This window comes from Anaeromicrobium sp., from assembly GCF_025210435.1.
Taxonomy (GTDB): domain Bacteria; phylum Bacillota; class Clostridia; order Peptostreptococcales; family Thermotaleaceae; genus Anaeromicrobium.
Genome location: NZ_JAOART010000066.1, coordinates 16,177 through 37,298, shown reverse-complemented (window position 1 = coordinate 37,298; position 21,122 = coordinate 16,177). Strand labels below are relative to the sequence as shown.

The 21,122-nt window shown below is 27.6% G+C and carries 23 protein-coding genes; 1 reads left to right on the top strand and 22 read right to left on the bottom strand.

Going from position 1 to position 21,122, the window contains the following annotated elements; translation table 11 throughout:
- From N4A57_RS08095 to N4A57_RS08050, 10 genes are all read right to left on the bottom strand, one after another.
- The coding region (locus tag N4A57_RS08095) for a hypothetical protein (protein ID WP_442863857.1) at positions 1 to 691 on the bottom strand (691 nt) is incomplete at its 3' end.
- A gap of 193 nt (positions 692 to 884) precedes the next feature.
- The gene (locus tag N4A57_RS08090; RefSeq protein WP_293657419.1) at positions 885 to 2,222 is read right to left on the bottom strand and encodes a PIN domain-containing protein; all 1,338 of its coding nucleotides are present in this window, start codon (positions 2,220 to 2,222) and stop codon (positions 885 to 887) included.
- 60 nt (positions 2,223 to 2,282) lie between these two features.
- A complete protein-coding gene (locus N4A57_RS08085) occupies positions 2,283 to 2,744 on the bottom strand; it encodes a hypothetical protein (protein ID WP_293657418.1) in 462 nt (153 codons plus the stop codon).
- A gap of 168 nt (positions 2,745 to 2,912) precedes the next feature.
- Positions 2,913 to 3,311, bottom strand: coding sequence for a hypothetical protein (locus N4A57_RS08080; protein ID WP_293657417.1), 399 nt, complete (start codon positions 3,309 to 3,311; stop codon positions 2,913 to 2,915).
- Between the two features lie 28 nt (positions 3,312 to 3,339).
- On the bottom strand, positions 3,340 to 4,083 hold the full coding sequence (locus N4A57_RS08075) for a hypothetical protein (RefSeq protein WP_293657415.1): 744 nt from the start codon (positions 4,081 to 4,083) through the stop codon (positions 3,340 to 3,342).
- A 46-nt stretch (positions 4,084 to 4,129) separates the two neighbouring features.
- Positions 4,130 to 4,558, bottom strand: a complete 429-nt coding sequence (locus N4A57_RS08070) for a hypothetical protein (RefSeq protein ID WP_293657414.1) — start codon at positions 4,556 to 4,558, stop codon at positions 4,130 to 4,132.
- A gap of 27 nt (positions 4,559 to 4,585) precedes the next feature.
- Positions 4,586 to 5,017: a hypothetical protein gene (locus N4A57_RS08065; protein WP_293657413.1), complete on the bottom strand. Its 432-nt coding sequence runs from the start codon at positions 5,015 to 5,017 to the stop codon at positions 4,586 to 4,588.
- A 52-nt stretch (positions 5,018 to 5,069) separates the two neighbouring features.
- Positions 5,070 to 5,771, bottom strand: a complete 702-nt coding sequence (locus tag N4A57_RS08060) for a hypothetical protein (RefSeq protein WP_293657412.1) — start codon at positions 5,769 to 5,771, stop codon at positions 5,070 to 5,072.
- A 9-nt stretch (positions 5,772 to 5,780) separates the two neighbouring features.
- Positions 5,781 to 7,115 (bottom strand): abortive infection system toxin AbiGii family protein, encoded by a 1,335-nt coding sequence (locus tag N4A57_RS08055; protein ID WP_293657411.1) that lies wholly within the window; start codon positions 7,113 to 7,115, stop codon positions 5,781 to 5,783.
- Positions 7,090 to 7,296, bottom strand: coding sequence for a hypothetical protein (locus tag N4A57_RS08050; RefSeq protein WP_293657410.1), 207 nt, complete (start codon positions 7,294 to 7,296; stop codon positions 7,090 to 7,092). The genes N4A57_RS08055 and N4A57_RS08050 overlap by 26 nt, the downstream gene beginning before the upstream one ends.
- 94 nt (positions 7,297 to 7,390) lie before the next feature.
- Here N4A57_RS08050 and N4A57_RS08045 point away from each other — a divergent pair, with 94 nt between their 5' ends.
- Positions 7,391 to 7,570 (top strand): BsuBI/PstI family type II restriction endonuclease, encoded by a 180-nt coding sequence (locus N4A57_RS08045; protein ID WP_293657409.1) that lies wholly within the window; start codon positions 7,391 to 7,393, stop codon positions 7,568 to 7,570.
- Positions 7,571 to 7,803: 233 nt separating this feature from the next.
- On the opposite strand, the gene N4A57_RS08040 is transcribed toward N4A57_RS08045, so the two are convergent.
- The 12 genes from N4A57_RS08040 to N4A57_RS07985 all read right to left on the bottom strand — a co-directional run bounded on the left by N4A57_RS08040 (position 7,804) and on the right by N4A57_RS07985 (position 21,115).
- The gene (locus N4A57_RS08040; RefSeq protein WP_293657408.1) at positions 7,804 to 10,488 is read right to left on the bottom strand and encodes an HD domain-containing protein; all 2,685 of its coding nucleotides are present in this window, start codon (positions 10,486 to 10,488) and stop codon (positions 7,804 to 7,806) included.
- Positions 10,489 to 10,519: 31 nt separating this feature from the next.
- Positions 10,520 to 10,954: a hypothetical protein gene (locus N4A57_RS08035; protein ID WP_293657407.1), complete on the bottom strand. Its 435-nt coding sequence runs from the start codon at positions 10,952 to 10,954 to the stop codon at positions 10,520 to 10,522.
- A 161-nt stretch (positions 10,955 to 11,115) separates the two neighbouring features.
- Entirely contained in the window at positions 11,116 to 11,670 is a 555-nt protein-coding gene (locus N4A57_RS08030) for a hypothetical protein (RefSeq protein ID WP_293657406.1), read from the bottom strand.
- Between the two features lie 281 nt (positions 11,671 to 11,951).
- Positions 11,952 to 12,638, bottom strand: coding sequence for a zinc ribbon domain-containing protein (locus tag N4A57_RS08025; RefSeq protein ID WP_293657405.1), 687 nt, complete (start codon positions 12,636 to 12,638; stop codon positions 11,952 to 11,954).
- 362 nt (positions 12,639 to 13,000) lie between these two features.
- On the bottom strand, positions 13,001 to 13,759 hold the full coding sequence (locus tag N4A57_RS08020; protein ID WP_293657404.1) for a toll/interleukin-1 receptor domain-containing protein: 759 nt from the start codon (positions 13,757 to 13,759) through the stop codon (positions 13,001 to 13,003).
- A 66-nt stretch (positions 13,760 to 13,825) separates the two neighbouring features.
- Positions 13,826 to 14,107 (bottom strand): hypothetical protein, encoded by a 282-nt coding sequence (locus tag N4A57_RS08015; protein ID WP_293657403.1) that lies wholly within the window; start codon positions 14,105 to 14,107, stop codon positions 13,826 to 13,828.
- Entirely contained in the window at positions 14,097 to 14,558 is a 462-nt protein-coding gene (locus tag N4A57_RS08010) for a TFIIB-type zinc ribbon-containing protein (protein ID WP_293657402.1), read from the bottom strand. The genes N4A57_RS08015 and N4A57_RS08010 overlap by 11 nt, the downstream gene beginning before the upstream one ends.
- A gap of 21 nt (positions 14,559 to 14,579) precedes the next feature.
- The gene (locus tag N4A57_RS08005) at positions 14,580 to 15,377 is read right to left on the bottom strand and encodes a DUF5677 domain-containing protein (protein ID WP_293657401.1); all 798 of its coding nucleotides are present in this window, start codon (positions 15,375 to 15,377) and stop codon (positions 14,580 to 14,582) included.
- Between the two features lie 147 nt (positions 15,378 to 15,524).
- On the bottom strand, positions 15,525 to 15,941 hold the full coding sequence (locus N4A57_RS08000; RefSeq protein ID WP_293657400.1) for a hypothetical protein: 417 nt from the start codon (positions 15,939 to 15,941) through the stop codon (positions 15,525 to 15,527).
- A 142-nt stretch (positions 15,942 to 16,083) separates the two neighbouring features.
- Positions 16,084 to 16,374: a hypothetical protein gene (locus tag N4A57_RS07995; RefSeq protein ID WP_293657399.1), complete on the bottom strand. Its 291-nt coding sequence runs from the start codon at positions 16,372 to 16,374 to the stop codon at positions 16,084 to 16,086.
- A gap of 87 nt (positions 16,375 to 16,461) precedes the next feature.
- Positions 16,462 to 17,496 carry a hypothetical protein gene (locus N4A57_RS07990; protein WP_293657398.1) on the bottom strand — a complete coding sequence of 345 codons (1,035 nt, stop codon included), beginning with the start codon at positions 17,494 to 17,496 and terminating at the stop codon, positions 16,462 to 16,464.
- 91 nt (positions 17,497 to 17,587) lie between these two features.
- On the bottom strand, positions 17,588 to 21,115 hold the full coding sequence (locus tag N4A57_RS07985) for a hypothetical protein (protein ID WP_293657397.1): 3,528 nt from the start codon (positions 21,113 to 21,115) through the stop codon (positions 17,588 to 17,590).
- Positions 21,116 to 21,122: the final 7 nt, after the last annotated feature.

Genomic DNA, 21,122 nt, shown 5'->3' with positions numbered 1-21,122 from the left:
TAAAATTATACTTATATCCAACAACACTTTGCCCATAATAACTTCCGCCTTCTTCAAGAAAAATTGGTTTTAGTTCTTCATCCCTCTTATATTCACCATAAGTATCCTTATATAGCGAATCCAATATTTTGTATGCTATAATCATCTTATTTCCAAACTTAACTAAATCTATATGTGTTTGTTCTGTAAAAACGGGATGTATTGAATATATTTTATTACCAAGCCAATCCTTTTTAGTTGAAATTCCAAATGGATACCTAAATGAGTCCGATTCTCTATCAATATCATTAATGTCACCGAATAGCTCTAATAACCAGCAAAATGAATCTTCATCTACTCTAATATCTGATTCAATATATGGCCTTATTTCAAGTAATAAATTGTGTAAATTATGCTTTGTTCTTTTAAGAAACTCACTTCTGTCTTCTATATTGGTAATATATTTAAATGCAATTGCTTTTAAAATCAACTCGATACTGTGTCTAAACAAATAAGCAACGGCGAAAAAGTAATTATCCAATTTACTTATGCTAGCTGATTTAAGTAAATACTCAGTAAGTTTATATGCCGATAATTGAAATTTCTCAGCATACAACTTCAATAAAATACCTAAGTCGTTACTATTTTCTATTTTGATGATTTTACCATTATCAATTTTATAAATATCTGCATTTGTCCCAATCCACTTCAATTTATCACTCCTCACGTAATATTTATATTCGTCTGCAATAGATTCTCTAGTATCAAAAGGACTCTAAATCAAGAGTCCTTTTCTCTACCTAAAAATATCATCCAATAAGATCAAAATTTTTATCTAATATTTATACAAATACAAGTTCACCCTTTTAAATAGTAAGATGATAAACTCAGTTTTTCAATTTTATTTAGTGCCTATAATACTCCTCTAATGCATCCATCATATCTGCTTCTGCTAATTCCCTAGCTTCTGCTTCTTCTTCAAATGGATCTTTATATTCATAATCTATCACTTGAAATGAATCTACCGTAACTCTAGTATCTTCTTCCAACTCCATTTTTTCTACATCAATTGTCTTTCTAATGTCAAGCTCTATTAATACTTTTAATTCAATACTTCCCATATCATATTCATCATCTTCTTCATCTTTATGGGAAAGTGAAACATTTACTATGCCTTCTAATGTCACATAATACACTGCTTCTTTTTCAATAACTTCAAAATCTACATCTTTTACTTCATAATCTACATACGAAACATCAGAATCATTGCAGGAATAATCAATGTAACTCTCATAATTATATTCATGATATGCTATTGTATCTGTTATTTCTTCATCTACTTCCTTTATAAGATGTTCCTCAACATATCTTTCAGCATTTAATTCTAGTTCTGTTATATACGAAAGCACATTATAATATTTAGAAGTCGAGGAGTAAAAATCTCTTAATGTTAAAAAATGAATATTTTTGTTGTTATTATATCTTTTAAATTCCTCAATCAATTCTTTTCTAGGTCCAATTAATTTGTCATTCTCTATTTCCCACCAATCAGGCTTTTCATCATTTGTTATAAATATTATCTCTCCATTATTACTACTTGAATATCTTATTATTTCTTTCCATACAAATAAATCTCCAAATGCCCTCAATCCGCTTTTTTCTTTTGCATCTTCGTATCCTGGTGGTATATGATACTTATATCTTGTTTCCCCTTCTTTAACTATTTTAATTTTATCTACAATATCAAACCCTTTTCCAACTTTATCATTATCTTTTATCATTTCAATATATTCTTCTACTTTGTCCTCTTTTAAAAGTTTATTATTGTCTTTTACTTCATCATCCAATGTATTCATATACTCTGTAATCATATTTCTAAGTTCATCTACTTTATTTTTATAGTCATTTTCTAAATTGCTTACATTAGGAAAATGAAATTTCCTATATCTATAAAATTTTTTCTTTATATCACTTTCCAATTTTTGTATAGGAACATTTAATTCAATTTTTATATTCTTGTATTTATTATGTTGCTTTCTTTTTTCTACATCTTTATTATTATAATACTCTTCATATACTTGTTTAGGTATCCATACCTTATGTTCTATTTCACAAAGTAAGTTTAATATATCTTTACTGGAATTTGTTGATAACCTATATAGTTCCAGAAATATATTAGCATCCAATATAATTGTATTATTTTCGTCATTAATTAGCTCTTCATATTTATCATAACCTATCACTTTCCATCCCCCTCTTCTCTATAAAACACCCTTTAAATTATTATAATCCTTATGTAAAAATTAAACTATGAGTTGTTCCCATTCATCTAGGTATTTATAACTGTTATCGTCTATTTCTCCATTTGCTAGTTCTCTGACTACAAATTTATAAAGTGCCTTTCCATTACTAGATGTTTCTCTCAAATCTTTTTTTGGAACAATAAAATAATAATTTTTTTCATACCAATAAGCTATAACATAATCACAATTATCATATTCATTCTTTGTTACAGTAAACTGAACTGTTCTCTTCTGTTTTTCATTTGAAGTGGTATACAATCTTTGTCTTGTTTTTACTTCTACTTTTACTTCTTTATTTCCATTTAAAAACAAAATATCATATCCTGCTCCACTTAGATTTTGAAATACCTTACAATCAGGGAACTCCTTTGTTAAAAGAAACAATCTAAACAATACAGACTTTTCCCCTATTTCCATAAGTAAATGTTGTATATTTGGGGGTAACTTATTTTTGTTTTTCATCATTGTCTTCCCTTCGTTATTACTATCTTATTAAAATACTCGATTCTTTCATTGCCTAATATATACCATATTAATACAAATTTTGTGAGTCCACAAGTTTTTAAATCATTAATATAAGAAAAGATGCTCTCTGTTGAGCATCCCTAATTAGCTTTTAAGTCTTTAAATTCAAATATTATTCTTTGTTATGTATTGCCATACATTTATACCAAATCTATAAGCCACAGATATAACTGTTTGTCTATAATGAATTTTATGTCCTATTAGTTCAGTTATCTTCGAAGGCTCCAGTGGTTTGCCTAAAACCTGAAATCTATCTAAATGCATATAATGCTCATCATTTTCTACTCCATCATAGTCTGCCTTTTCAACTATTCCAGTAGCAACTCCTCTAGCTATTATTCCTTCTCCACTTTTATATAAAAAAACTATATCATTCGGTTCAATTTCATCAATATAATATTTCCAAGGATCACAATAAGCCGAACATTTTTTATTCGATATCATATCATTTTCACAAATTGTATTATTGTTAAAATTTGTATTTATTATATAAACTCTTGCCATGAATATTTTCCCCCTTCAAAAGTCAAAATCATCTCAAACCACCACATAGACGCCTGAGTTCCTCTATCTCACTCTGATTATAAATTGAATTAAATAAATATGTTGTGTTATTGCTATAGCCACGCCCTCCATTAGCAGTAGCAAAGATATCGGTTTCTTTTTTTCCTATTATCCTACTTATCAAATAATTAAGTCCTTTATTACTTAAAAAAAACTTATAAATATTCCTTGTCATTTTAGATAATCCATATTCATTTTTTAACATTCTAACAATTTCATCAATACTTTTTCCTCTACCTTCAGTGAAAGTATTAATAGCTACTTTCCCTTCATAACCCACCTGTGTCTCATAATCTTTTGTTATTGACCTATTATCAAAACCACAGTTAAAGCTTATAGCATCAATATACTCTATCACTTCAATCAAGTAATTATATTGGGTGCTACTAATACAACATTGTGGATTATAAAACTGATTAATCGTTGAAAAAACAAGATTATTTACCAAATTAAAGTTTTCATAAGAAATATTCTTCAAATCTTGTATGGATATGACTTGTCCTCTATATTCATAAAAATCCTTATCCCCACCTACTTTAAAGAATCTAAAAAAGATATTTGCCTTTAGAGAAGGATCACTACTCATTATAATATATCCTGCATTAATCCCTATTTTATATCCATGCATAGGCTGAATTATAAAGCCAAATTGAGTATCTATATATTGATTGTTTTTTCTTACAAAAGGAATTAGTATATTATCATATTTCATTCAATTACCTCCACTTCTGAACATAAGAATCATTAATATGTTTATATCATCTTAATATATTCCAGTTATTTTTATAAGGTTCTAAATGTTCGCCTCTTCTTTTTTCATCTCCTCTTTTTCGTTGCTTCAAGTGTAAATCAAATTGTGTTTTGCATTGATTCCCATATTTTTTCACTATCTCTGAAGGAACTATCCAAATCTCATTATTTATCATATCTACAAGAGCATATATTAGATTTTTTCTTACTTGAAGCTCTCCACTAAATATAAACCATTTCTGATTTTTTTCTATTGGAGAATTATTGGATTTCACCTGTATTTCATAATATTTTTCTTCTGTTTTTGACTTTACCAAAAGGTCTATTCCTCTATCCAAAACTGGAATAAAAGGGACATAATTTCTTTTTAAAAGTTCTGTGATAACCATATGTTCTGCTGATTTTCCATCGAAAGCTTGTTGTTCTTTTATTGCCATTATTCTCATCATCCTTAAATACTAATGTTAATATATTTCCCATTCTTTATTTTTCAAAAATTCCACTGTTTTCCTTTCAATTTCTCCTTCTAAAATGTTCCAACCTTGACTTGCATAGATAGAATCGTTAAATCCACTATTTCTTAATTCTTCTTCTAGTTCTAATGTAGAAATTGTTATTTTAAACATCTTTAGCGTTTCCATATCTATTTTAATTCCACTAGCCTTATCATCTTCATCAATAATTAAACTTTTAGCTTTTGCTATTGCTATTAAACAGCCATTAAATGAAAACACTACATTTTCCCCTGTATTTAATTTATCTTTAGCTATTTTATTTCTTTCTCCTACAAAATAAAAATTCCCCCTTTGCCAAGGTAAGACATTTTCAAAGTATGCTTTACAAGCCTCAATACTATCAAATCCAAATACATCCCCAGACATTTTAACAATCCTCATTTCACTACCCCCCTTTGATTTTATCAATTCCTATATATCCATTCCTTTACAACTAAAAAATATCTTTGATTTTAATGTAAATATCAATCAAAGGTTCATACCCTAATATAATAGTAATTACAGAACTAATCAACCCAATCAATGTTATAAACATAGCAATTATCTTTACAAAGAAATTATCTGATAACCTATTATATGTATGATATTTTATCAGTCCAGACCAATACACGAAAGATATAGGTAATACTACCAAAAATCTTATACCTTCCCTAAGCCATACTATCGGATTCTTTATTTTGGAATTCATATTTTCTTCAGAGTTTTCTAAAACCCCAATATATGTTACTAAGCTATCATCTATCATTCTAATTAACTGCCCCAAATTATCATCAAAAGAGAAGCTTCTGCTAAATAAATTTCGTGATAACGAATACTCCTTCATAATTTCTGATAAACCATTATATATTATTGGATAGTTTTGATACATTATAGTTGAAAATGGTGGCTGAAACATACTTGTAACACCATATCGTCCCATCATATTTTGCATTTTAGCTGATTTCATTCTAAGCCATTGATACAACTCTCCATCTATATTCTTTTCAAATAATTCATCACAAAATTCTCTATATTTATTAGTAAATTCAATTGAAAAATCTCTTTTGCTTGATAGTCTTCTATGCTCTAATATTATCTTTATAATACCAATGACACAAATACATACGATAATTAATATTGTAATCCATTTTTCCATATTTTCACCCTATTCAATATCTTCCTCTATGTTTTTTAAATCAAAGCATAGCTCATCAATACATTCACCTACTTCTTTATCTGCTGGTGCATATCGAATACTTATCTTATCTCCTATTTCTAGCACTTCTAATTTTTTCATTACTTTTTTACTATCTGCTATTTTCACTTTACCAAATCGTCTTATTACTTTACCAATTTCAAATGCTTGTCCAAATATACTAATACTTACATCTATCATTTCATAAGTTAATGAAAAAGCTTCATTATTATTACATAGTTTAATCGTATCCTCTTTAAATTTCTTGTTAATCTTAAATTCTATTTTACATCTAGTAAATTTTCCACTAACTTTTTTATTCTTTATTCCCTCTGCTAGAATTTCTGCATTGTTCATATCATAATTAAATACCTCATCAGGTATTTCGATTTTCATATCATAAAAATCTTCTATTGTTTTCAAATTTTCAAGAAACTTTTTTTCCTTTTCTACATCTCCAAAATCAGAATTATAACTAAGATTATCCAGTAATCCGTTTATAAGCTCTTCTCCATATTCTAGAGAAATAATTTTTATTTCATTTTCTTTCTTCTTACTCGTCATAAAAGATATACACATTAAATTAGCTGTTACATCTCTTTTATATTTTTCATTGACTTCTAAATTGAAATTACATTTCTTATTCTGAGTATCCATTTTCATTTCAAAGTATAATCTTGTATCCTGCTCAGCATTACTTATTATTAGTTCACCTTTATCAGTAATTTTCATAACCCTTAACAATACATAATCCATTGTGAATTTACTATTTGAGAATATAATTTTATAAGGTCTTGCTGGAGGAAACTCTTTATGTTCTATTTTATATTTCATATTTTGAATATTTTCAGGACTAAATATATCTTCTTGATAAGGATCAACAACATCACCTAAAACTCTTCCAACCTCTTTAACATTTATTTCTATATCTTCTTGATTTCTATATGAATAAGTTATCAATTCATTTATAGAAGAAAAATGTTTATATTTTTTTGGTATAGTTATCTTCCCTACATATCGTGGAGGATATTTTTCAATAGCTTCTCTTGAATTAGGTTTACTTACAAATACCAACTTTCCATTTCTATTTTCAATTTCTGTAGAATAATAAGGGTATAAAGGATGGTGTCCTACTACCGATTTTCTTAAGTTATTTAATAAATCTATAGCCTCATCTATTTTTCCTTCACTTAATAATTCTGATATAGAATTCATTAAATCATAATTATAAGAATTAAATGCCAAATTTGAGTTTTGAGCTATCAGTCCAAAATTGTCTCTATTCTTTATTTTTTGACTTGACATTAAATTCCCCCTCTATTTTAGTATCCTGAAAAATAAATCCATGATTATCTTTCGTTTTAATACTATTCTTTTTAGACTGGTTATCATCTTTAGTGAAAAAGAACACTATAAATCCTCCGATAATGCTTATTAACAAAGCTCCTATTATAGTGGATGGGTTCAAAATATCATTTAAATTCATATAACTCCCTCATTTTTTTATATTAATTTTGATTTTAATATAATTGTAATAATTCCCAACAAATCTGTCAATTAATTATACAGAACATACGTTTTTGTATATTCTAAAATTTCTTTTCTACTCAAATCATTCTATCTATGTGAGCTGTTTTTTAGATATTAAAACCTATAAAAAATATGCTGATTATATTGCTTGTGAAAGTGAAATCTGGATTGCCGATATGCCTGAACACATAATACATATGAACGGTGATAGATTTATTGGTCCTAGATAATAACTAACCCATCACTCCCTTTATATAAGCGGATAGAGGTTTCTTGATTAATTATTTATTAATAAGCTTGCCAATCTTCACTTTATTATAAAATTTCTTTTGTAGCCTAAAAATATTGAATTTACTTAAAAAGACACTTGAAATAAGTGTCTTTTGTATTATTAATTCCTTTCTTATCCATATGACTAAGCTTCATATACACCTATGTAATATTCTAAAATAAACAACTACTTTTAACCAACTACTGATATCGAACTCAAAACTTGTTTTGAGTTATTATACGGATATAAATAATTTTTATTAATATACTTATCAATAATTTCTTTTTCCCTTTTACATGTATTGGCTTTGAAATTAGAAAAACTTTCTTCAATAATCAATGGTATTTGATTTTTATACAGCTCAAGTTTTTCTTTCATCAATAAGTTCTCACAAGTTTTTATAACTGCATAATCTTTTATTTGCATTTCTTTACTTGAATATTTTATTCTATCTTTATAGTCATTTCTAAACTTATAATAGCTACTACCATCATTCATATAAACATTGTAATTATATGAAGGTATGTATATGTTTGTATTTCTAATTTTTCTTTCATAAAGCTCATATTTTAAATTTGGATGGCTTCTATATCCATGTAAAATGTATGCTACATTCTCTTCTAGCCAATCTACATTGAGAGAAGTATCCCATATTTCCACAACCCATTTAGGATTCATTTTTTCAATTATATAGTCATTATATAATGTGTATCCGTCTTTAAAAAACATTAGTTCTTGAGTTTTGAAGTTGTTTGTAACAATTTCTTTTAAAGTAATTCTATTAGTTTTCGTATTTAAAACTTTCATTTCATTTAATTCCTGAAAAAAATCCTCCAACAACTGCTCTTCTAATTCTTTTAAAAATGGCAGAGGTTTGGTTACCTTAAATCTACTTAAATCTAATTCTAAACTACCACTCATATCATCAATATGAATTATTGGCCAATTCTTTATAAAAACATTTTCTAAATTCAAATCATATTTTTCAGGTATTATTATTCCATTGCAAATCAAATTTGGGCTTAATACAGAACTATACTCCTCACTTTTTTCACTTTTCCACTTTAGAGGATCAATTTTATAATCATACGTCCACCTAACTTTATTAAATTCATTACAATATAGTTCCTTCCAATTTTCCTCTTCGAAATTTATTTTATTGCTATCTTCATTGTAATTTTGTATATTTATTTGAAAATCCACATCAGACATCTTATACCATTGATCAATTATAATATTGTTATTAATTAAACTCTTTTTAACTTCCTCTTTTAATAAAATTTTAACTTGTGTTCCTGAACCATCACTTATAATATTTTCTAATTCCTCATACTTTTTCTTATATATTGGTATTTCACTAACGGTTTTTACAATTTTAAATACATAGCCATATTTTTCATTTTTATTCCTTTTATCACTTTTTTTATAAGTTGTTACCTCTATCTTATCACCTAATAAAAAACTCGACAAAATACCAATCCCAAACCTACCATTTCTCACTATATCTTTATCATTATTAACTTCTTTCCATTGCGAACTTTCTACAAATGGTGACCCTATACTCAAGAAATAGTTTTTTATTATATCAATATCCATACCTATTCCATTATCTTTTATAATTAAATAATCTCCTTCTAATTCAATATCAATCTTAGAACTCCTATTTTTTCTTGATTTACAAGCATCTACTGCATTTTGAATTAACTCTCGAACTCCATACGATGGATTATCTCCATATAATGGTTCTATAAGTAAATTTTTCAGTCTAGAATCTAGCTTAAAAGTAATATCTTCTGTTACATATGTTGATTTGTCTAGCCATTGTTTTTTAAATATATTACTATCAATTCGTCTTATCGCAATCCCTAATTTACTAATACCATAGACTTCTCCTAAGACAGCCCAAGAATTATCCAGTTCATTCTGTATACTATTAATTAAGTTTTCCATGCTCAGATAAGTTTTCAATTCATTCGGATTACATGTTACAAATAAATTTTCTGGATTATCTATGACTTGTTGAATATCATAAACAGATAGATGTTTTTTAAATTCCAAAATAGACATTTCATTCTTAAATTTAATCAGCTTGAATTTATAAGGATTTACTCTATCATTAGTTATATGTAAATAATCTGATACCCTTAATACTACCATTAAAAACATCACATGCACTTTATAAGGTCTCTTCCATACATCGAAATATTTATCCTGTAAATATGGGTATGTTTCCCTTAAGTCCATAGAATGGCTTCTAGCTATAAAACCAGCCAAATCATATAGATGTATATATTTTTTTTCATTATAATTTTCGAAATTATCATCTCTTACTGGAAATCCATATATAGCAATCTCATGTGCTAGTCTTCCATGTTGCCTTCTAATAAATTCTCCTATTAGTTCTTTCTCATTTTCCCCTAGTGTTTCAAATTCTTGTTTGTCCTTTATGTTCATATATGATTGATTGAAAAATCTTCGTTGTTTTTCTTCATCATATTTGCTAACCTCATTAATATATTTTTCCCATTCTTCTTTCCAAGATTTTGTATCATAACTCTCAATTATATTCCCTGATCTTAATAATGTTTTAAACCCTTCAATTGATATGTGCATACCTAAATCATGAAATAAAATAGCTAATAACAATACAAATATATCTTCACTTGTTAATACCTTCCAACATTCCTTGGTGATTAATTTTTCTCCTGTATCTAACACATACTGTATATGTTCATTTGAATGATCCGTATACTCCGCAAACAGAGGCATTTGTTCTAAAAGAAAATTCTTGTATTTATCAAATATAACTAAAATATCTCCTTTATAACCGCTTTTAAGTTTCTCATCAAAGACTTTTGGTATTTTTATTTCTTTCATTTTTTATCCCCCTAGTATACTTCATAGGATTTCAATATATTTTGCTTTTCTCACTAATATCAATTGATGTAACACCTCTTGCTTTTCCTTTTTCACATTTTGCCGTGATAACAAAATTATCAGTCTTATATATCTGTTCAATAGCCATCTTCTGACGAGGTATAGAATAAATCGTGCCCTTTATCTTTCCAGCTATTTCTTCTTTAATTATATCATCAAGTTTTGATAACTTTTCGCCAATTAACTTATCCTCAAACAGGCTTCTAACATATTCTATATCTGAACTTTTCTGTGACAGCTGATATGTATTACAGTCAATTATTCCTTTAATTAATCCTATTGCATCATCAAAACTTATTCCACTCTCTTTTGTTATTCCATTTTCCAAACAAGTAACTTTATATTCCCTATGTCTATTCTTAGACATCTCACATTTAAATGTATAACCATCAATTTGTCTTTGCAACTGTTATCCCCTTTCTCTTAAACAAAACATTTAAGAAATTAATAATAATCAAAAATTGTAACAGTTAATGAATCTGATAAAGCTACAATAAATGATTACACGCTCCTATACACTATACTAATCTTTTGCTAAAGTATATAATTACGACAGTTCACATTATGTTATTTAGAATTTATCAATAATTCATAATCATTAAATACTGATTTTAAATCTATATATTTTTCATTCCCATCAAATAGACCATCATAATTCCTATAGTAGAATTTATGGTTATTCAAATCAGTATTAGCTTTTAAATACTCTATATCATTATTAATAGCTTCAATTCTAGTTTCAATCTCATTTACAATCTCAACGAGTTCCGCCTCACTATATTTCTCTATTAACTTATCCGCTTGACCTTCTATGTGTGGAGATACTATTTCCCCTTTATATTTAAATCCAAGGTATGGAAAATTATATTCTTTCTCCAAATGCAAAACATAAGCTTTATATATACTTTTGCTCCTATTCATTAAATTGAACGTTGAACCCTCTATTCGTATTTCTTCAAATTTAGCATTTGAAATTAAATTATCCCCTTTTTGAATAGAGCCCCCTAACGCTTTAGTCAAATCAGATATAATAATTCTTTCACTTAAATCATCAACTAATTGGTATAGTATGTCACTTCTCTTCTTAAAAACGTCACATCTTTGTGCAAAGTTCTTTTTCATTTCAGTTTCCCCCTTGTAGTTCTTATCCTCTTCTGAATTTTTATCCATAATATATATCCATAAAATGCTAATTAGATTGTATTCTTATCTATTGTATTTGTCAATATATAGTATATAATATAATTTTTTCACCATATATTGTATAACACTACTGTTTATTGTCATACTAATGTATAATCCCGACAACTATTAAAGCTCTGTAAATTACTTCCTTGCTATTTCTTTTTAATTTACACTCTCCTATAATACTCATGCCAAGCTTAAATATTATTTCTTCATTTTCAAGAAATTTTAAATTCAAATTCCTGTATAGCAACTGGTTTCCCTGTAAAATTTGTGTAATCGAAACTAAAAGCGTGTTCAGAATTTTTGTTACAAACACCAATATACCTTTCACTATTTTTTAGTTTTATTACATTAATTTTCCCATCACATTCAGGACAATCTGAATACGCTTTAATTAAAGAAACTTTTCCTTCTTTATCCAGTAAAAATAAAAAATCACCTAAAAAAGTGTTTACTCCCTTAAACCCTTGTTTTTTAAGAGTTCCTAATATATATAGCGATCCAAATCCTAATAACATAGACAATGAGGTCACATATGGTATCCATGAATTACTTCTTAATGCTGTAAAGTCTTTAAATAAGCTTACAACAGATGCTATGCTTCCAATAAAACCTATTAGTCCTACAAATCCACTAAACATAGATGCTTTTTTAATATCTAACGGTATTTTTTTAATCTTATCCATATTATATTTAATATAGTTCTGTTGATTATCTACATTATAATTTATATTATCAATGTGATACTGATGGTTATCCCCATTTCCTCCAATATTAACACTATTATTACCAGTGTTAATAGATTGACTTTTAGAAATACCTTTAACCAAGTTTGCCCCACACTTTGGGCAAAATTTATACCCTTCATCAACTATTTTCTCACCACAGCTATGACAATACACTAATGCTCCTCCTCTTCAGGTTAATATCTATATTATACCTCCAAATTATGCCAATTTCCAAATGATTATAACAAAAAGACACTAAATTTTATTAGTGTCTCTTAATAATTTATTTTTTGTTACAGTAAATTTAGCTATTTTCTTTTATTTTCATTAGAAATCATATATAATCTTTATCTCGTTTTAACTTCTATTTTAACTTCTTGCTTTCCGTTAATAAAAAGAATATCATACCCTACACCACTTAAATTCTGAAACACCTTACAATTTGGATATAGTTTAGTTAATAGAAATAGTATAAATAAAGCAGATTTTCTCCTATTTCCATCAATAAGTGTTGTATGTTTTGTGGCATTTTATTGTTATAAACCAGTGTTATTCACCACCATTTTCTCTTCAGAAATGTTCATATCATCTAACAAAGGCTTATAATCAGATTCTTTCAACTCTTTTAACGGTATACTCATCCAATCACTTAATTCAGTTAAAAAGTCTCCAATATCTCTAGTAATGTTGTTTATCCGTTTCAACTCATTTAATGGCTGAATTTTATTAATCTCAGTTTTAATTCTAGCAATAGAGCTTTCTAGTTCTTCTTCTTTTCTTTCCCAGTATTCAATATAGCTTATTCTACCTGTTGTAGAATAAATGTCAGCTCCTATAGCTAAGTTACTAAACTCTTGGTCATTTTTAATTCTTTCTTCATAATCTTTAAAATATCTTTTATCTTCATCCTTTAATATAATCATAAGTATCTTATTCTTATATTCTCGATTTCTCATGACCTCCATTACTTCATACATACAATTCTCTGACTTTAAGTAACTGTCACTAATAATCATAATAACATAGTCATGTTTCCCTACTTGTTGCATAAATTGTTTGATACTATCTTTATATTTTAGATCTCTTTCATCTCTGGTTAAGTCAATCCCTAATCCTTTAAAATCTTCATCTATCATATCAGCAATGTCTTTATTAGTCCATGAATAAGAGATAAATACCTTACTTGAATCAATTTGCTCTTCTTCATTTTCTTCCATATCTATAATTACATCTTCTAAATACTCTCTTATATAATCAATTAGATGTTTAGTAACTTCATTGTTAAATGCATCCATATGATCTTGAAATTTGTTACCTGAACCATACCCATGAGTAAATGGTATATAGTCACCAAAATTAGCTTATCCATACTTTAATAACTGATATATAAAGGCTATTTCTTTGTTTTTTTCTATTGGCAGAGGATATTTATTTCTCCAACCTCTGTTTCTACAAATTTCTTCTATATCGTAGCTTTCTTTATTATTTTCTTGAATAAATTTATATATCACATCATTAGATTCTATAAAATTTAAGAACCTGCTTAAGTCACCCAGACCATTGCCATATTTTGTAGATAATAGTCTTGAGCCATACATTCTAAATTCTCTAGCTATCTTTTTCAATTCGCTTTTACTCTTCATAATCTTTCACCCCACAGTATGAACAATATACCCCTAATAATCTATCTAGTTCACTAACTTTAATATGTTTATCACAACAGTTTAGTTTGACCTCTATTAATTCATCAATGTTTTCATAAATTTCCTTGATAGGAACATCTGGCTTTTTTCCTGCTTTCACATTAAAATTTTTGTTGCTTCTTGTGCTCCTTTCAAAATCTTTGAACATATCAAATATCATATTCATAGCTTCATTTTCAGCAATACTCATAGCTTTTTCCATTACTTCATCACTATAAAAATTGCTTACTTCGTTTGCTAATCCACAAACAGGGCAGTATAAATCAACTACATCTGATTCCTCAATTTCACTGGCATTTAATTTGAACTTTTGATTACAATATGGGCATTGAAATTTTACATATCCATCTTCGTCAGCAGGAATACTAATTTCAAATGTTTTGTATGACACCTATATCTCCTCCCACTTTTATTATTCTATTTCAATATCCATATCTTTAATGGATAAAACTAGATCAGAAATTTCTTTTATTTCATGTTCATTATCAAACTTTTTTAATCTGCTCATCGCTTCAATTGCTCCTAACATGCAATGTGAAGCTGTAAACATAATCAAGTTTATATCCTTTGTGCTTGGTAAAGGATTAAATTGCGTTATCTGACCTTCTTCATCAGTTTCAACATACTTTTCAAAGCTTCTTAGATCTACATGGACTTCACCACATAAATAGTAATAAGCATAATTATAATCAATCAATGAATCTGATAGCTCGGCCCACTGTTTGATCTTTAGTTTCTTTACATTGTTATCTTTGTTCTTACTTTTTAATTTATAATAATCTCTTAAATCTACTTTATTTGCTAGTTCAGAGAAAATATTATTTTTATCATAATTAATATTCTTTAAGAGTAATTCTCTATTTTTATCATCTGCCTCAAACAATTTATCACAGTTTTTTTCATCTTTTACTATTGCTTTTAATATAAATAAAAATTCTAAACCAGTTCTTGTAATTACTTTTGCTTCACTGTTCAATCCATGCTTATACATAATTACTGCTCCCTGAAAAGCATTGTGTATTTTTAAATATAATATAGTTGAAAAAACACCTTGCCTATCTAATGAATTAATATTAAATTTAGATTTTAATTGCTGTGCATATCTATTTATCTCCTCACATGTCTTAAAAACTTGTTTATGGTTTGTATAATTATCCTCTAAGATCCCTTCTACTTGTTTTCCTAAATATCCGTTAATTTTAAAAGGCATTTTATACATCCTTTCTCTGTTAGATTATTACTTTCATTATAACAAATGTTACCAAATGTTACCAAATATGTCGGCATATCTATAATGGATATTTAATAAAACCCCATCCCCTTATAAGTAGTTGAGGTTTTATTGATTGACTATTTATTAGCAAGCCTGCCCATCTTCATTATGATCAAATTCAAATACTACATTCTTATCAATATTCCCTACGCCATGTTCTATCTCGAAACAATTAAAGATTATTTTATTGTCTTTTGATATACAATAACCTTCGATCATATAGTCCACATCCTCTTGTCTATCAAAATCAGAATACAAGTAAAATAACCTTCCTTGATTACCTTTATTGGTTAAAAATCTCACATATCCATATTCTTTTTCAGTCCCTAATTCCTTGGTAACTTCCTCCATCTTAATCTTCTTTTTTATAATCCCCTTAAATATTTCATTAACCAGCGTTGGCATACCTATTTTCTCAAGATAATTTAATTCCTTTTTCAGTTTTTTATTTTCTATATAATCGTTAAGTGTTTTATTTGTCTTTTTTAATAAATGTATCATTCTTTCCACTTCCTTTGCTGTAAATTCATTTTACTTAATACTGACATTTTTTTATTCATATTACAATAGTTCAGCAGAATTTTAATGAAATATTTGTAAGCAAGTGAAAAAGCCTCTATGAAGAGGCTTCTTTCAAAATATATTACTTCCATCTAAATTGGCTTTTATCACTATTATAATCTCTTCTTAAATCTTCTAATAAAATACCAAAAGGTTGATAGCATCGATGTATGCTACAATCTTTTGTTTTTATATTTTCTATTTTCACATCACATGCTGGTAAAAAATCTTGTTCATCATCCCAACTAGCATATTTTTCATTACTACTATTTCGTATAACATAATAATCTTGCTTTGGAATCCTAATCCTATACTCTCCTATTTCATAAAATAAAGCTTTTGAAGTTTCCTTTTGAAAATTTAAATTTAGCATTGTTATGTCCTCCTTAAAATAATTAATTTTTTCTTTAATTATAAAAGAAAATCTAATTATTTCTGAGGTCGCTAATCGGGATATTTTTTAATTACCTATATAAAAATCTCTAAAATCTTTTAATTTTATTTTCTCCCATTCCTTATTATGTATATGTTGTCCTGAACCAAGAAATTTTTCAAAAAAATCTTCTTCTTTAATATAGTTATAAACAAAACCTTTTTTACTTAACTTGTCCTTAATAATTTTCTTAGCTATCAATTTCAATCTACATAGTTCAAGAATTTCCATCGGCATTTCTTCAAAGTCTTTATAATTTCCTTCAATATATTTATTAACATATTCTTGATTTCCAATTACAAATCTATTTTGATAATCCTCGCCCATGTAACTTACTGCCATAAGTGATTTAAAAATCCTCTTATCTATTTCTTTTTCTTTTAGTTTTTTATTACTCATCTTCAAGGCCTTTGCTATAAGATGCTTAATCTCTATCCCACACATATTTTCTAATTGATAATATTGTATACATTTTTCGAAATTAGTATTGAATTTCTTATTAATTTCTTCATAAATATTCTCAAATTCAACTAACATGTCAATTAACTCTGGGTCCTTAAGTTTTTTACTAGATGCTATTCTACCATTTTCTATCTGTTTAAAAATTTTATATTTCATTAGATTTTTTTGCTGAAATATTTGATACACTCTTAATTTATGTCCTTTTGCTCTTTCTTGTGGAGTTGTTAGTTCTTGATATTGAATATTGTGCTCCTTTTCATATCCATTCAAACTGGTTTCACTTGATTTTTCATAAATAGTTTTAGCATTATTATCATTATGCGTTCTATATTTTTTGTAACTCCTTTTAAGTTGTTTATATTCAGGGTCTTCTATACATTCTATGGTTTTTATATTATTATCATTTAAATTTTCTTTTTTATGAAAATCAGCTAGATTAATACTTCCACAATTTTCTGTATAGTCATCATAATATAACTCAAAAATTATTTGATTAATAAAATTGTCATAATCCATAATAAAACTTTTCTGAAATTTTGATTTAAAATTCTCACCAAAAGTTTCTAGAATAATGCTCTTAATTAACGAAATATCTTCCATTGACTCACCTCTTTTTTAATGCTTACTTACATATTACTGCTATATTTATTTGTTTTCAATAGAAAAAGCCCTATATTTCAAGGACTTTTTATTAATTATTTCCAATCACTTGGCTTTTCACATTTAAAGGATCATTTACATAAATCTTAATATTCTTACAATCTTGAAGAAGTTTTCTTGGATGCTTCTCATCATATTCATATCCTCTAAATTCTTTGGTAACTACATTCAGTAAAATTGTTCCATCTTTCCCCGTTTTAGGAATGTATCTACGGGTAGACGTTTCATTCATGATATCAGTTCCACTTCTTAACTCTGGACGATAATATCTTTTGTGATTATACCAAGAATTTTCACTTTTGTAATGGTATAATCTTGAGTAATATTCTGTTTCTCCATAACCACTAATTTTAAGACTAATATACTCAAGGCTGTTTGGTAAACTTGAAAGACCAGGACTTCTTGTTTGATAATTACACTTGTTCCTTCTCCATCTATCAGGCATACTAGGACGATTTGTTTCGTAATGTGTAACTAAGTAGACCTCATACCATTGACCAGCTCTTACTTGTCCATTGTTATTACCTAAGATGTTGACCCATCCATCACCACCATATTTTTCTATGGTGCTAAGTGAACGGAACATAACCTTCTCTACTCTGAATCTTTCATAATAGCTTCTAGTCTCTTTCCAATACTTATGTTTTACATTTAGACAATAGGTTACTGTTCTACAACCTTTTTTCTTACTACAAACTGTCTTTGATTTCATAGAACCAGTTTTTCTATGCATTTGGAACGTTTGACTCCAATTATTCTGTAGGTTGTAAGAACTACACTTTAACATTTCTTTTTCTTTATTTTCTTTATCTCTTTTAACTAAAACATTAGAAGTAGAAGTATTATCATCATATGGATCTTTTGAGCCATCATATTCCTGAATTGCCTTATTGTGATTAATAACTGCCATAAATGGATTATTTCCTTCTTTTAAATTATAATTCTTAATAGTCCCTTGGTATTTTATAAGATTTCCACTAAAATCTATATTTTTATCTTCATACACTACGTTATTGTTCTTATCTAATATTACAAATAAAACATTATCTATACTTTTCTTAGATGTCATGCTTGACCCTAGATTAACCGTAAAACCTATATTTTCTTTTGGAAGTCGTTCTCTTTTTCCGATACTCAAATGGTTCGGATTCAACTTAAGATTTGTAGCAGTGAAATTGATTTCTTTTTTCCATATTTTAGTCATTGTATCATCTGATTGGATATCATTTAATCCTTGTTCTCTATACATATTAGGTATTTGAGATAAAATATCTATCGTATTTCCATCTGTTCTGTATCCTTTTAATCGGAATACTGCTGTATCCCCTGATTTTGATAATGTATTTTTACTTGTTAATTGTATCTCTTCAACAGCTTGTTGACTATCTCTTATATATAAATCCAATTTAGGCTGAATGATGACGGCTGTTCCATATTTCTTCTCAACCAACACCTCTATATCATAAGATTTATTTAAATCAAAATCATAAGAAAGATTATCTGTATTTAGCTGTTCATAAGGTATTTGTGTCTGTGAATCTAGTAATCTAATATCGACAACTGCTAAATTTTCTTTTGAACCGCTTGGATTTATAATAGGGAATTTTATTGTCTTTACATCATCCTCATATATATACTTATTGTCACTTATATCAAAAGCTTTCGGAATAAATGCTGAAATTTTCATTATATTATCAGTTACATTTACAGGTATATGTATCTTTGTTTTAAACTCGATTTCTTCTCCTTTTTTTAAGATTCTTGGATTATCGCTATTAACTGTATTTCCTATACCCCCATCTCTTAATTCACTAAAATACTGCCCTTGTAGGGTATTTGTAAAAATTGAATGGTCTATCACTGTTTTTGTATCAGTTTGTCCTATATTTTTTATCTTCCACTGTAAAATATATTCTTGGTTTTTAATAACTTTATCTACTATATCCCCTTTTTTATCTGTTAATTTCATATCAGAAATAATAAGATCATTTTCATTTTTCTGTTTGACTTTGAATATGATTGTAGATAAATCATCGGCTGTTTTTTGATTATCATTTTTCTCTATATCTTCACTTGTATATGAATTTGTTTGAAATGGTAGTGCTGATCCAAATGTGATTTGCTCTAAAAATTCTCCTCCTTTTGTGTATTCTGGAACTACAATCTCTTCTTCGTAGATGGCTACATTCTCTTCATTTTGTAAATGCATACCGTTGCCAAAAGTAAATCCCTCCGAAATTGATTTTAAACTTACATTTCCGAAATTTTTACTTGAAATCAATGGATAAAACTCATCCGTGTGGCTAAAATCTTTATTATTATTGTATAAAACAAAAGAATTGATTTGAATTGACTTGTTATAAGTAGATGCATTTACACTATTTTCAAATCCCACATAAGTTCGTTTTAAAATCTTCTGTCCAGCATTTAAAATGTCTTTTTCATGGTTTAATAATCTTCTTGTTTTAGCATCTAAAATGTCTATTTTGTTATATTGTCCGATAGGATTTTCTGGTGAAGCTACACGTAGATTTTTAAGAGAAGTTATTATAGAAGTTGTTAGGGTAGCATAATACCTTGAATTCCCATGAATTTCCATTGCCACCCCATTAGTAAGATTTGTTGTGACATCATGAACTGCATAATATCCTTCATAAAACATCCTAGCTTGATTTTCTTTTGTAGGCTCTAACCTTCGCATTTTTGCTTTTGATATCATCGTTGCATCTAAACCTTTATTTTGCTGGCAAAATATTTGATACCATTTAACCCACTTTTCATCTATATTTCCTGTTCTTCTAAATTCTTCATTAAAAAGCTTATTGAATTTACCTTCCATTATACCAAACCTATGTTTTTCCCACGGTTTAAACACAACGCTACTCTTTGGTTTAAAATCTTTAAATCCAACATCCTTAGTATAAAAACAAAAACCTTGATAAGCTCCATCTTTTGTCATTGCCGTTCTAAAATTGACTTTTAGCCCTTCTGGAGTAGTGAAAATTAATTTGTTTTTATTAGGCACTGGATCTATTTGTTTTGTATCTCTTTGACCTGTTGTATCCTTTACATTATAATTGGTTTTTCCCCAATTATCCTTCGGTATTCTTTCATCTTTTGCATAAACAGTGGGGTATCTACGTCCCAACTTTGAGATGTAGCTCTGCCCCGTGTGATTCCAACAGTTTTGAAAAATATCAAACATTTTATTATAATTTTCAGGCTTTTTTAGCACATCCATATTATAAATGTCGCCTTGATTATCTATCGTGGTTAGGGCTAATTGTCCATCCTCAACATAAATAGTATAATCTAATATTTTTAAGGCTTCTTTTTTCCCATCTGTCACACGAACAGGATACCACGTTAATAGTTTTCCTGTAGTTGGTTCTTTAAATCTATATTGTGGATATATTATTTCTCCTGTTTCTTCTATTAATATTCCTTCTCCAAAACGCTCTATTGCTTCATCATCCCATTCAGCATATGAAATTATAGGTATTATATTTAATAGAAGAAACACTATAAAAAAGACTTTACAAATTGTTTTATAATTCATAAAAATT